Origin of the sequence: Mesorhizobium sp. B2-5-3 (assembly GCF_006441005.1) — a bacterium.
Lineage (GTDB): Bacteria > Pseudomonadota > Alphaproteobacteria > Rhizobiales > Rhizobiaceae > Mesorhizobium.
Window position 1 is genome coordinate 406117 of sequence record NZ_VFUS01000001.1, and the last position, 13623, is coordinate 419739.

At 64.8% G+C, this 13623-nt stretch carries 10 protein-coding genes; 7 read left to right on the plus strand and 3 right to left on the minus strand.

Features of this window, described 5'->3' with window-relative positions; genetic code table 11:
• Positions 1–7 precede the first annotated feature (7 nt).
• Positions 8–1024 (minus strand): phosphogluconate dehydrogenase (NAD(+)-dependent, decarboxylating), encoded by a 1017-nt coding sequence (gnd, locus tag FJ867_RS02115; RefSeq protein WP_140816394.1) that lies wholly within the window; start codon positions 1022–1024, stop codon positions 8–10.
• Between the two features lie 42 nt (positions 1025–1066).
• A complete protein-coding gene (locus tag FJ867_RS02120; RefSeq protein ID WP_140816396.1) occupies positions 1067–3484 on the minus strand; it encodes a glucan 1,4-alpha-glucosidase in 2418 nt (805 codons plus the stop codon).
• A 208-nt stretch (positions 3485–3692) separates the two neighbouring features.
• Between FJ867_RS02120 and FJ867_RS02125 the strand changes: the two genes are divergently transcribed.
• The 5 genes from FJ867_RS02125 to FJ867_RS02145 all read left to right on the plus strand — a co-directional run bounded on the left by FJ867_RS02125 (position 3693) and on the right by FJ867_RS02145 (position 10364).
• On the plus strand, positions 3693–4706 hold the full coding sequence (locus FJ867_RS02125) for an ABC transporter substrate-binding protein (RefSeq protein ID WP_140492600.1): 1014 nt from the start codon (positions 3693–3695) through the stop codon (positions 4704–4706).
• Between the two features lie 49 nt (positions 4707–4755).
• On the plus strand, positions 4756–6219 hold the full coding sequence (locus FJ867_RS02130) for a sugar ABC transporter ATP-binding protein (protein ID WP_140816398.1): 1464 nt from the start codon (positions 4756–4758) through the stop codon (positions 6217–6219).
• 1 nt (position 6220) lies between these two features.
• On the plus strand, positions 6221–7195 hold the full coding sequence (locus tag FJ867_RS02135; protein ID WP_140559250.1) for an ABC transporter permease: 975 nt from the start codon (positions 6221–6223) through the stop codon (positions 7193–7195).
• Between the two features lie 3 nt (positions 7196–7198).
• Positions 7199–8146: an ABC transporter permease gene (locus tag FJ867_RS02140; protein ID WP_140554821.1), complete on the plus strand. Its 948-nt coding sequence runs from the start codon at positions 7199–7201 to the stop codon at positions 8144–8146.
• Between the two features lie 145 nt (positions 8147–8291).
• Positions 8292–10364: a 3-hydroxyacyl-CoA dehydrogenase NAD-binding domain-containing protein gene (locus FJ867_RS02145; protein WP_140816400.1), complete on the plus strand. Its 2073-nt coding sequence runs from the start codon at positions 8292–8294 to the stop codon at positions 10362–10364.
• Between the two features lie 27 nt (positions 10365–10391).
• On the opposite strand, the gene FJ867_RS02150 is transcribed toward FJ867_RS02145, so the two are convergent.
• A complete protein-coding gene (locus tag FJ867_RS02150) occupies positions 10392–11198 on the minus strand; it encodes a LuxR C-terminal-related transcriptional regulator (RefSeq protein WP_140816402.1) in 807 nt (268 codons plus the stop codon).
• A gap of 119 nt (positions 11199–11317) precedes the next feature.
• On the opposite strand from FJ867_RS02150, the gene FJ867_RS02155 reads away from it, so the two are divergent.
• Entirely contained in the window at positions 11318–12454 is a 1137-nt protein-coding gene (locus FJ867_RS02155; RefSeq protein ID WP_140816404.1) for an ABC transporter ATP-binding protein, read from the plus strand.
• Positions 12435–13598: a spermidine/putrescine ABC transporter substrate-binding protein gene (locus FJ867_RS02160; RefSeq protein WP_140816406.1), complete on the plus strand. Its 1164-nt coding sequence runs from the start codon at positions 12435–12437 to the stop codon at positions 13596–13598. The genes FJ867_RS02155 and FJ867_RS02160 overlap by 20 nt, the downstream gene beginning before the upstream one ends.
• Positions 13599–13623 lie beyond the last annotated feature (25 nt).

The following is a 13623-nucleotide window of genomic DNA, read 5'->3' on the forward strand; positions in this document are numbered from 1 at the left end:
GCCGCCGTCACTTGCCGGCCTTCGGTTTTTCGACATGGCCGCCGAATGCATAGCGCATGGCCGACAAGAGCTTGTCGGCGAATTCGGATTCGCCTTGCGAGGAGAAGCGGTCGAACAGGGCCGAGGACAGCACCGGCGCCGGCACGCCGGTGTCGATGGCCGCTTTCAGGGTCCAGCGGCCTTCGCCGGAATCGGACACCCGGCCGCCAAACTGGGTCAGGCCGGGATCGCTCTTCAACGCGCCGGCGGTGAGATCAAGCAGCCACGAGCCGATGACGCTGCCATGCCGCCAGACCTCGGCCACTTCGGCAAGGTCGATGTCAAACTGGTAGTATTCGGGGTTCTGCAACGGGCTGGTCTCGGCATCGGCCTCGCGCTTGACCTTGCCGGCATTGCCGGCCTTGAGAATATTCATGCCTTCGGCATAGGCGGCCATGACGCCGTACTCGATGCCGTTGTGGATCATCTTGACGAAGTGGCCGGCGCCGCTCGGGCCACAATGCAGATAGCCGAAGGGCGCCGTGCCGGCCGTCTTGTCGGGAGCGGGCGCACCGGCATCCGCGCCGGGCGCCAGCGTGGCGAAGACCGAATCGAGATACCGGACCGCGTCATCGGGCCCGCCGATCATCAGGCAGTAGCCGCGATCCAGGCCCCAGACGCCGCCGCTGGTGCCGACATCGACATAGTTGAGGCCTTTGGCGGCGAGCTTGGCGGCCCGGTCGACGTCGTCGTGATAGTAGGAATTGCCGCCGTCGATGATGATGTCGCCGGGCTCCATCAGCGCCGCCACCTGATCGACGATCTTGCCGGTGATGGCCGCAGGCAGCATCAGCCACACGCAGCGCGGCTTGGCGAGCTTGCCGACGAATTCCGCCATCGATGCAGCCCCCGAGGCGCCGTCGCCGACCAGGGCCGCGACGCTTGCCGGGTTGATGTCGTAGACGACGCATTCGTGGCCGTCACGCATCAGGCGCCGGACCATGTTGGCGCCCATTCGGCCCAGTCCCATCATTCCGATCTGCATGGTCTCATCCTTGTGTCTTGAAGAGGATCTGTCGGGAAGGATCTACAGTCTGTCCTGTTCACCAATGATGACGGAGAAGTCGACATTCTCCCAATCGCCGCTGCCGGGCCAGAAAAAAGTGAAGATCAGCGTGCTCCCCTCGGGCAGGCCGGCGACCGGCAGATCAGCGAGGTGGATGCCGAAAGCATTCTCGCTGGTCGCGCTGTCATGCACGGCCGCCCAATTGTCGACGCTCCAATGGACGGTCGCCTTCGCCAAAAGCTCGAGGCGCATTGTCTTGCCGGCCGGCATGGAACGGATCTTGTTGTTGAAGCGCCAAGTCCTGAACGGCGAGACGGTCTTTTTGTCGATATAGCGTTCGACGCCTTGCGGCGGCATATCGAACACCGCGCCGTCGCGCAGCGAGCGCAACAGCTTGATGTGTTCGGAATGCGCCCAGACCAGCGGCATGGCGCTGCCCGAGGGCTTGCCATGCAGCAGTTCGCGCTCCGGCAGGTCGGCGCCGTCCCAGACCTGCTCCGGCAACAGGCCGCCCGGGCCGGCCGAGCCCTCCATTGCCGCGAGCAGCGAGGTCGCCTTGTCCTTGCGTCCGGCCGCGAGCTCGTAGTGGGCCCGTTCGCCGGCGAGCAACGGCCAGGGGCGGCCCTGGCCGGTGCCGTCGAATGGCGCGCCGTCCTCGTGCTCGCCATAGCCGTCGCCGGTGTAGCGATACCAGAGCGGCCCCTGCGGCAGTTGCCGGCGCAGCTGCGCGTCGATGACCTTGACCGTGTCGATGATGCGTGGATCGTCGGCTGCCCTGAGGCCAAAGCGCACCAGCGCCAAGACGTCCGGGCTGACGATTTCCTGCGCCGGCCGGTCGGCATCCCCGGGCGGGCGGTTCTTGATCGGCACATAGCCGTCCTTCGGCGAACCGGCCTCGGCACTGTCGGGCGGTGCGATGCGGACATAGTAACCCGCGACGCCGGCCGCCTCGCAACTTGCCGTGCCGGTGACATAGGTCCAGCGCTCGACCTGGTCATTCCAGCCGTCGGCGGTCTCGCGCAGATAGCTTGCTGCGTCCTGCTTGCCGCAGGCCTCCAGCATATCCGCGGCGGCAAGCAGCGCCGCGATCTCAACGGCGAGCGTGAACGGGCTGTAACCGGAATCCTCCTCCCAGCGGTCCTCGCCGGTAACAGGTCCATTGCGCACGACATAGGCTGCGGCGCGCTCGATCATCGGCAGGAAGCCAGAGAGCATGGCGCGCGGCAAATGACCCTGCCGCCGCAGCGCATCTGCCAGCAGCAGCGGAAAGGCGCATTCGTCCATCTGGATGCCCGGCCAATAGGCTGTTCCATCGAGCCAGGCGTTCTGCGGCCAGTGGCCGTCCGGCTGCTGGATGGAGCAGAGATAGTCGAGGGTTTGCAGAGCCGAGGCGGCATCGCCGGCGGCGAGAAAGCCGCCCGCCGTCTCGACCAGATCGCGCGGCCAGACCAGATGGTAGCCGCCGAGATCGTCGTCGCCCTTGTCGAAGCCCCATGGGATGGACAGGCTGGCGACCGCCGCGCCTGGCATGAGGGATGACCGGTGCGTCGCCAGGACGGCGGTGGAGATCCTGTAGCTGTTCACTCCGGACGCGTCATGGCGATCCAGTCGCAGCAGGCCCGCCTGCCATTCGCGCCATTGTTCGGCGTAGGACATTGCCGCCGCCGCGAAACCCTGCCTGAGGCTGGCGAAGGCATTTCGAGCAGCCTCTTTGGGCGTCGCTCCGAAGCCCAGCGCCAGCACGGCTTTGGCGTAGTTGGCGGAAAACCCGATTTCGCCGGTCAGTGCGACATTGCCGTCCTCGGCTCGCTGAAAGGCTGGATCGAGCCGACCGGTGTTGCGCAGTTGCTGCCAGCCGTCGGAGACGCCGACATAGCCGGCCGAGCCGTTCCGCCAGGGCAGCGATGAGGCCAGCGCAAGGCAGGTGCCGCAGCCCGAGGCGAACAGCACAGGCTCTCCCTCATGGTCGCCGACCCAGGCGGTGTTGCCCATGCCGGCATTGACCAGATGCGGCGCCAGCAAGGCGTGGACGCGGTAGTCGCCCGGCGCGCCCTTGAGCGGCGTGAAGGTGATCTCCTGCAGCAAGGTGGGTCGTGCAGGGTCGGCCAGGATACGCTTCTCGATCCGGTAGGCGCCGTCATCAGCGGTGTTGATCAGCCTGTAGGCTGGCACGCCTTCTTCGAACGGTTCGATGCCATGCGCGGCATCACGTTTTTCTTCCGAGAAATATCCGTTCGGGCCGGTGACGATCAGGCCGAGGTCGCGGGTGCAGGCACTGTCGACACCGGGATAGTAGATCTCGTTCAGGATGCCATGGCTGAGCGTGAACCAGACGCGGCTCGACGGCGAAAGCGCCGCGCCGACGCCGCTTTTGGCGCTTGACGTCCAGCGCGCCGGAATTCCCGGAGCCCCCGGGGGAACGATCGGCGTCACTGCCATGCGTCTGCGGCCTCCTGCCCGCATGCCTAGCCCATCCACCGAAGCCTTTTCAATCGTCGCACCGCAATGTGATCAGCGGCATCTTATGGATTGCAGTTGACAGCTCGCCGGCCTTCTGCACTTTTGTCTGACAATAGATAAAAAACAGGTACGCAAGCGCGATAGTCACCAGCAGCCATCAAGACCAGCAACTCGGGAGGAGTATGACATGAAGAAACTGTTCGTCCTGGGCACCCTTGCAGCGGTGCTCGCAGCCGGTACGGCGTTTGCCGACACCAGCGGCAAGAAGATCGCTTTCTCCAACAATTACGCCGGCAATTCGTGGCGGCAGGCGATGCTCGACAGCTACAACGCCGTCACCAAGAAGGCGGTGGCCGACAAGGTGGTCGGGGCCGCCGATGTCTTCACGACGGCCGACAAGGAAGTGCCGACCCAGGCAGCCCAGGTGCAAAACCTGATTCTACAGGGCTATGACGCCATCGTCATCAACGCCGCCTCGCCCGACGCGCTGAACGGTGCCATCAAGCAGGCCTGCGACGCCGGCATCGTGGTCGTTTCCTTCGACGGCATCGTCACCGAACCCTGCGCCTACCGCGTCGTCGTCGACTATAAGGACATGGGCAAGCAGGAAGTCGAGCATATGGCCAAGTTCCAGCCCAAGGGCGGCAACCTGCTCGAGATCCGTGGCCTCGCCGGCACCTCGATCGACGACGCCATCCATGCCGGCATCCTCGAAGGCGTGGCCGCCCATCCCGAGTTCAAGATCGTCGGCTCGGTGACCGGCGACTGGGACCAGACGACGGCGCAGAAGGCGGTGGCGACCATCCTGCCCTCGCTGCCCGAAATCGTCGGCATCGTCGACCAGGGCGGTGACGGCTATGGCGCCGCGCAAGCCTTCGCCGCCGCCGGCAAGCCGCGCCCGACCATCATCATGGGCAACCGCCAGGACGAGCTGAAATGGTGGAAGGAACAGAAGGAAAAGGACGGCTACCAGACCTGGTCGGCCTCGATCGCGCCCGGTGTCTCGACGCTCGCCTTCTGGGTGGCGCAGCAAGTGCTCGATGGCCGCAAGGACATTCCGCACGACCTGCTGGTGCCGTATCTCGCCTTCACTCAGGACGATTTCGAGGCCGCTCTGCCGAAGATCAAGGAGGGCGGTGTCGCCACGCACGAATACACACAGGAAGATGCCATCGCGGCCATCAAAGCCAATATCAAGTGAATGTCGCACACGCGTTGCCGTGCACATCGCCGACCGGATATCGTTGAGCATGCCTGAAGGGAACGCGGACATCATCAGACTGAGCGGCGCCGAAAAACACTTCGGCGCCGTTCGCGCGCTTGGCGGCGTCGACTTCACTGTCGGGCCCGGCGAGTGCGTCGGCCTCGTCGGCCACAACGGCGCCGGCAAATCGACGCTCATGCACATGGTGGCGGGCACGCTGACACCCGACAGCGGAACGATCGGCGTGCATGGTGAGGCCGAGGAGAACTACTCGGTGTCGCGGGCACAGCAGCTCGGCATACGCTGCGTGTTCCAGGAATTGTCGCTGTGCCCCAATCTAAGCGTCGCCGAGAACACGCGCATCAACCACGCCTCGCTCACCGGCTTCGGCTGGCGGCGCAAGGCGGCCGAGCTGATCACGGCCAAGCTGGACGAAATCTTTCCCGACCATGGCATTTCGGCGGCCGACATCGCCGGTGACCTTTCCATCGGACGGCGACAGATGGTGGAGGTGGCGCGCGCGTTCACGCTGACCCGCGAGCCGCTGCACCTGGTTATCCTTGACGAGCCGACGTCCTCGCTCGACGCGCACACGGCGGGTCAGCTGCTTGCCTTCGTGCGCCGCTTCGTCGCGTCGGGCGGCAGCTGCATTCTCATCTCGCATGTGCTGGGCGAAGTGCTGCAGAACGCGGATCGCATCGTCGTGATGCGCGACGGCAAGGTTGTCGCCGCCGACGCGGCGAACGCCTTCGACCGCGATAGGCTGGTCGCCACCATGGGCGGCGCCGAAGGACATCGGAGGACCGCCACCGAAATCCGGAAAGCCGAGGCCGGCCCGTTGCGCGTGCGCGCACGGCCGGCGCGGCAGCAGGACGGCAAGGAGCTGGTGGCCCGCGCCGGCGAGATCATCGGACTTGCCGGCCTGGCCGGCCATGGCCAGACCGACCTGCTGCTGGCGATCTTCGCCGCGGCATCGCGCGCCAAGGCCGGCGTCGAGGTCACCGCACCGGTGGCGCTTGTGGCCGGCGACCGCCAGGCGGACGGCATCTTCCCGCAGTGGTCGATCGCTGAAAATATCGGCATCCGCTCGCTGGCTCGGCTGCGCAACGGGCTGTTGATCTCGCCTCGGCGCGAGGCCGAACTGGCCGGGTTCTGGCAAAAGAAGATCGGCATCCGCACGCCGGATATGAACAACAACATCTTTTCGCTGTCGGGCGGCAACCAGCAGAAGGCCTTGTTCGCCCGGGCTCTCGGCTCCGATGCCGGGATCGTGCTCATGGACGACCCGATGCGCGGCGTCGACATCGGCACCAAGCTCGAGGTTTACGATCTCGTGCGCGAGGAGGCCGGCAAAGGTCGCACCTTCCTCTGGTACACCACGGAAACGGAAGAACTCGACAATTGCGACCATGTCTATGTCTTCAAGAACGGCCGCATCGTCGCCAATCTGACGCGCGACGAGCTGACGGAAGAAAAGATCATCCAGTCCTCCTTCGGCGACGCGGCCTGAGATGACGGCCGTCTCTGTTCAAAACGGTTCGAAGACTTTTGGGAGCGGAGCGGCACGCGCCCGCCTGCTGCGCGGGCTGCTGCCGGCGCTGTCGCTGGTGCTGGTGCTGCTCGCCATCGCCTGGCTCAATCCGCGCGCCATCAGCTATTTCGGCTTCGGCCTGATGCTCAACCTGGCGATCCCGATCGCGCTGGCGACGATCGCGCAGATGTTCGTCATATCGGGCAACGAGCTGGACCTGTCGATCGGCACCTTTGTCGGTTTCGTCGGCTGCGTAACCGCGACCTGGTTGAAGGACGCACCGCTCATCGGCGTCCTCGTCCTGCTCGGATCGATCGGCGTCTATGCGCTGCTCGGCGCGCTGATCCACCTGCGCAATTTGCCATCGATCGTGGTGACGCTGGGCATGAGTTTCGTCTGGCAGGGGCTGGCCATCCTGGTGCTGCCCAAGCCGGGCGGCAAGGCGCCGGACTGGCTGCTGGCGATCATGGCGTTCAAGCCGCCCTTTGTGCCCTTCCCCATCATCGCGGCGCTGCTGATTGGCCTCATCGTCCATTTCGGCCTGATGCGCACCTCCTATGGCGTGATCCTGCGCGGCTCGGGCGGCAACCCGGCTGCGCTCAAACGTGCCGGCTGGTCGCTGCTCAAGACCAAGGTCGTGTTGTTCGCGCTGACGGGTCTGTTCGGCGTGCTGTCCGGCATGGCGCTGATCGGCATCACCACTTCGGCCGATGCCAATATCGGCAATGGCTACACGCTGCTTTCGATCGCCGGCGTCATCCTCGGCGGCGGCGAATTCGTCGGCGGACGCGTGTCGCCGATCGGCGCGGTAATCGGCGCGCTGACCTTGGCGCTGGCGGCATCGCCGCTGCTCACCTTCATGCACATCCCGCCCGACTGGCAGGTGGCGGCCAATGGCGCCATCCTGATCATCGTGCTGGCGGCGCGGGTGCTGATCAGCCGCAAGGAGAGGTGAGCGATGACGCTGGTTAGATCGCTGGCTGCCAAACCCTGGATCTGGTCGTTCGTCGGCGCGCTTGTGGTGTGGCTGGCGACGATCGCCTTCACCGGCGGCTATGGCGCCGGCGGCATGGTAACCGCTGCCCTTTCGCTCGCGGTGTTCACCGTTATCGTCGGCGTCGGCCAGATGTTCGTCATCACGCTTGGGCCGGGCAATGTCGACCTGTCGCTACCGGCCAATATCGGGCTCGCCAGCGCGGTGGCCATGAAGGTGATGGGCGGCAGCGATGCCATGATCGTGGTCGGGCTGCTGGCCGCGCTTGCCTGTGGTGCCGCGATCGGTGCCGTCAACTATCTGCTGATCTGGGCGCTGCGAATACCGCCGATCATCGCCACTTTGTCGGCGAGCTTCATCATCCAGTCGGTCGACATCAGCTATGGGCGCGGATTGCAGATCAAGCCGCCGCCGGGCTTTGCCGATTTCGCCAACCGGCAGGTTCTTGGCATTCCGGTGCTGGCGGTTCTCACCGTGCTGTTTACCATCGGTGCGGCCATCGCCTTGCAGCGCATGATCTATGGTCGCTCGGTGCTGGCGATAGGCCAGAACATCCGCGCCGCCTGGCTCGCCGGCGTCAATGTCGGCCGCGTCCGTTTCCTCACCTACACGCTGTCGGGCGCGCTCGGCGGCATCGACGGCGCGCTGCTCGCCGGTTATTTCCGCGGCGCCAATGTCGATATCGGCAACGAGTATTTGCTGGCTTCGATCGCCGTGGTGGTCATCGGCGGCACCTCGGTGGCCGGCGGCAAGGCCAATGTCCCCGGCGTTTGGGGCGCAGCACTGTTCCTGGTGCTGCTTTTGACCATGCTCAACACATTCGGCGTCAGCGCCGGCGTGCGCCTGCTCTTGACCGGGCTGATCATCGTCGGCGTCATCACGGCGGCAGGCGGGGAGAAGGCGGTGCGGTGATATTCGCTTCTCTTCAACCGCAACTCGCCAGCGTGCCGTCTTACAGCCTGTCCTGACAAGTCCTGTGCCAGTGCGGCACGCGGTTCCCATTCGCGGCGCAGCCTAGTAAACCCTCCGGATCGCAGCCGGTGTCGGGAGGGTCAACTTGTCCAATTTTGTCAGCGTCGCCAGGGACAGCGACGTCGCCATCGTCACCATCGACAACCCGCCGGTCAACGCGCTGAGCTTTCATGTCCGCGAACCACTGATGCACGCGCTGGCTGCCTTGCGTGACGACGCATCGGTCGGAGCCATCGTCGTCGCGTGCGCGGGCCGGACCTTCGTCGCCGGCGCCGACATCACCGAATTCGGCAAGCCGGTGCAACAGCCCGAGCTGCGTGCCATCATTGGGACGCTGGAAACCATCGCCAAACCTACGGTCGCCGCCATCCACGGCACCGCGCTGGGCGGCGGGCTGGAGCTGGCGCTCGGCTGTCACTTCCGCGTTGCCGATGCCGACGCCAGGCTCGGCCTGCCCGAGGTGAAGCTTGGACTGCTGCCGGGCGGCGGCGGCACGGTGCGGCTGCCGCGCCTCGTCGGCGCGATCAAAGCGCTCAGGATGATCGTTTCCGGTGCGCTGGTCGGTGCTGATGAGGCGCATGAAGCCGGACTGGTCGATGCTGTGTTCGAGAGTAACGTGATCACGCATGCCGTGAACTTCGCCAGGGAGATCGCTCGCAAGGGCGGGCCGTTCACGCCGGTGCGCGATCGCGATGACGAGATCAAGAAAACCGAGCTGGCCGCTTTCGATGCCGAGGCGGCGGATCTCGCCAGGAAGGCGCGCGGCCTCGACGCACCGATCGCTTGCGCGCAAGCGGTGCGCAACACCGTCACGATGTCGTTCGAGGAAGCTCTGGCTGCCGAACGCGCGCTGTTCATGAAGCTGGTTGCCGGCGATCAGTCGCGGGCGCAGCGGCATCTGTTCTTCGCCGAGCGTGAAGCCGCAAAGATCCCGGGCAAGGACCTTGTCCGGCGCAGGATCGCCCGCGTCGGCGTCATCGGCGCCGGCACGATGGGCGGCGGCATCGCCATGGCCTTCGTCAATGGCGGTTTTCCAGTCACCTTATTGGAGACCAGCCAGGAAGCCTTGCAGCGCGGGCTCGGCATGATCGACAAGAACTATGCCGTCTCGGTCTCGCGTGGCTCCTTGACCGAAGACGCCAAGCGCCAACGCCTCGCTCAATTCAAGGGCTCCACCGACTATTCCGACCTCGCCGATTGCGACCTGATCATCGAGGCGGTGTTCGAGGACATGGCGGTCAAGAAAGAGGTGTTCGGCAAGCTCGATGCCATGGCCAAGCCGGGAGCGATACTCGCCACCAACACCTCCTATCTCGACATCGACGAAATCGCCGCCTCGATCTCGCGCCCGCAAGACGTGCTCGGCCTGCACTTCTTCTCGCCGGCCAACGTCATGAAGCTGTTGGAAATCGTGCGCGCCGACAAGACCGCGCCCGACGCGCTGGCAACCGTAGTCGACTTGGCGCGGCGGATCGGCAAGGTGGCCGTCGTCGTCGGCGTCTGCCACGGCTTCGTCGGCAACCGCATGCTGGCTGCGCGCGGCTCCGAATCGGAAGCCTTGCTGCTGGAAGGCGCGACGCCCAGCCAGATCGACAAGGCCTTCACCGATTTCGGCTGGCCGATGGGGCCGTTCCAGATGGGCGATCTCGCCGGCCTCGACATTGGCTGGCGCAACCGCAAGGCGCGAGGCCAGACGGCCGTGATCGCCGACATGTTGTGCGAACAGGGGCGTTTCGGCCAGAAAACCGGTCGAGGATTTTATCTTTACGAGAACGGGTCACGTATGCCGGTCCGGGACCCGCAGGTCGAGGCGCTGATCCGCGGTAAGGCAGCCGAGAAGGGCATCGCGCCGCGCGAAATCAGCGCGGAAGAAATCATCGAGCGCACGCACTACCCACTGATCAATGAAGGAGCGAAAATCCTCGAAGAAGGGATAGCCGCCCGCGCCTCCGACATCGATGTCATCTGGGTCAACGGCTATGGCTTTCCCATCGGCAAGGGCGGTCCGATGTTCTGGGCCGGCCTCGAAGGCGCGCCCAGGATCGTCGAGCGGCTCGAATATTGGCACCAGCGGACGGGCAAGGATGTTTTCAAGCCGGCGCGGCTGCTGAAACGGATGGCCGAGACCGGCTCCTGGGAGGCTGGCGCAAGACCTTGATCGAAAGGCGGTTGAAGGCCGTCGGAATTATCTTATCCGCGCGTCGATGATTTCGACAAAGCGGGCAAAAAGGCCGGCCTGCGACTTGATCTTGAGCTTGCGATAGATGTTGCGGCGATGGACCTTCACCGTCCCCGGCACGATGCGCATGGCCCGGGCGATCGATTCGGTGGAATGCCCTTGCAGCACCAGGTCGACGACATGCTTTTCGCGCGGCGTCAGCGACAGGCTCTTCCAGATATGGGCGCGGTCGAACTCGTTGACCGCCGCCAACGCCTCGTCTTTTCTGGCCTCGGCCGGCTCGTCTGCGGGAAGGGCGGACCAGCGCAATCGGGCGAAGGCGACCACCGCCGGCGCCATGTCGCGCAGCAGTCTGGCGTCGGCGGTTCCGAATGGACCCGAAGCGCTGAGCCGCATCAGCGACAGCACCAGCGCGTCCTTGCCCGGCAGCGGCACGAAGAAGCCGACCTCCTCGGCCAGCCTGGTCTGGCTGTAGTAGGAGCGAAAATATTCGCTGGCGTAGAAGCGGTCGGGCGCCAGCTCGCGCATGCGCCAGAACCCTTCCTTGCGCTCGACCGCCGCATGGTGGAACGGATCCAGCAGGTATGGGCCTTCCTGGTAAAGCGCAACGAAGACATGGCTCTCGGCCGACGAGAAGGTCTCGAACAGCAGCGGCGGGCGTGCAGCGCCGCGATAGCCGAAGACCACGCAGTGGTCGAAGCCGACATGCTGCCGCAGCCAAGCGACCATCGCCTTGCCGAAGACGTCGCCGCTAGTCTCCCGCGTCGCCGCGACCAGCGCGGCGAGCTGGCTGTAGTCGTCGCTGCGGGACATACAATACCCCCTTAAACGAGAAAATAGGTCAGATATACCACCTGCGAGGTATATACTAGCTGCCATTAGCTCTGGTAGCGTCCCGAAATCGCATCGTCCTGCCGCTGGAGCCCGCAGCCTTGACCGCAGTGCCCGACATCGAGTTTCGCGGCGTCACCAAGCGCTATGGCGCGGTGACCGCGGTCAGCGGCATCGATCTGGCCGTGCCGCCCTCCGCCTTCGTCGCCCTGCTCGGACCATCGGGCTGCGGCAAGACGACCTGCCTGCGCATGATCGGTGGCTTCGAACAGCCGAGCGAGGGCAAGGTGTCCATCCGCGGCCAGGACATGGCCGGCACGCCGCCTTACAGGCGGCCTGTCAACATGGTGTTCCAGCAATATGCGCTGTTCCCGCATCTGGATGTGAACGACAATGTCGCCTACGGATTGCGCCAGGCACGACCGCGGCTGTCGTCGCGCGAGATCGGCCTGCGGGCAGGCAAGGCGCTGGAAATGGTGCGGCTCGCCGGTTATGGCGGCCGCAAGGTCCACGAACTGTCCGGCGGCCAGCAGCAGCGCGTCGCTCTCGCCCGCGCGCTGGTCAACAAACCGGCGGTGCTGCTGCTCGACGAACCGCTGGCGGCGCTCGACAAGAAGCTGCGCACCGACATGCAGATCGAATTGCAGAACCTGCAGCGTGAGATCGGCATCACCTTCGTTCTGGTCACCCACGACCAGGAGGAGGCGCTGTCGATGAGCGATTTCGTCTGCGTCATGAATGGCGGCCGCATCGTGCAGCTCGGGCAGCCGAGCGAGATTTATGACGAGCCGGCCGACCTGTTCGTCGCCGATTTCGTCGGCAAGACCAATCTCTTGAGCGGCACCGTCGCAGGGCAGTCGGGCGATCTGGTGGATGTGAAGCTGGCCGATGGCACCGTCATCGCGGCGCGCAAGCGGGTGGATTTGCGGCAGGGCGAAACCGTTTCGGTCAGCCTGCGTCCTGAATCGCTCAGCCTTGGTGGTCCGACTAGCGGCCCGCTCAGGGGCATTGTCCGCAACCGGATCTTTCTGGGCTCGACGGCGGAATACGCGGTCGAGGTCCAGGGCATCGGGACGCTGCTGGCCAAGGCCGACCACATGATCGGCCAGGGCAATCTCTTCAAGCCGGGTGAACCCGTCGCCATCGGCTTTGCCGCCGGAACGCCGTTGGCGTTCGCGGATCCAAAGAACAACGGGACCAACCAGAGGGTAGAAAAACATGTCGAAATCATATCGTGACGGACTGCCGATAAGCCCCGAGAATTTCGTCGACCAGCTGATGCGTTTGAAGCGCGGCTCGATCGGCCGCCGCGACTTCCTTGGCCTCACCGGCCTCGGCATCGCGACGGCGGTGATGGCGCGCGAGATCGGCATCATGCCGACGCCGGCCTTTGCCGCCGAGAACCTCGGCGCCCGCATGTCGATTGCCACCTGGCCCAACTATCACGACCCGCAGACCTTCGAGAATTTCAAGACGGACACAGGCGTCGCCGTCGAGGTCAACGTGTTCGGCTCGAATGAGGAGATGCTGGCCAAATTGCAGGCCGGGGCGTCGGGCTGGAGCCTGTTCGTACCGACCAACTACACGATCTCGACATACAAGAAGCTCGGCATCATCGAGCCGCTCGACATGGCCAAGCTGCCGAATTTCGACGGCACGCAGGAAGATCCGCGCTTCACCTCGGAAGGCACGATCGACAGCACCATCTATGCCGTGCCGAAGAACTGGGGCACCACTGGCTTTGCCGTCAACACCAAGAAGCTGACCAAGCCGATGACGAGCTGGAAGGAGTTCTGGGACGCGGCCATGGCCGAAGGCGACGGCCGCACCATGGTCCACGACTATCAGCTCACCACCATCGGCAATGCGCTGAAATATTACGGCTACTCCTTCAACTCGCTGAAGCAGGACGAGCTCGCCAAGGCGGAGGAATTGCTGCTCAAGGTCAAGCCGCATCTGTTCGCGGTGTCATCCGACTACCAGCCTGGCATGCGCGCGGGCGATGCCTGGATGACCATGTGCTGGACCAATGACGGTGCGCAGCTCCATCGCGACATTCCGGAGATCGCCTATGTACTGGGCAAGGAAGGCGGCGAGATCTGGACCGACTTCTACGCCATTCCGAAGGACGCGCCGAACAAGCCGGCCGGTTATGCCCTGCTCAACTATTTGATGAACCCGCAGGTCGCGGTCAAGGAACACCTCGCCAACGGCGCGCCCTCGACCGACGCGCGCGTCAACAAGCTGCTGCCCAAGGAAGTGCTGGACAATCCGATCCTCTATCCGGCGGCCGACCTGTTGACGCCGCTGGAATTCGGCGCTGCTGCAACGCTGACCGATCCGGGCCGCGCCGAGCTGATGGCGCGCTTCAAGTCGGCTTGAGCCAGGCGGGCAACAAATCCCATTC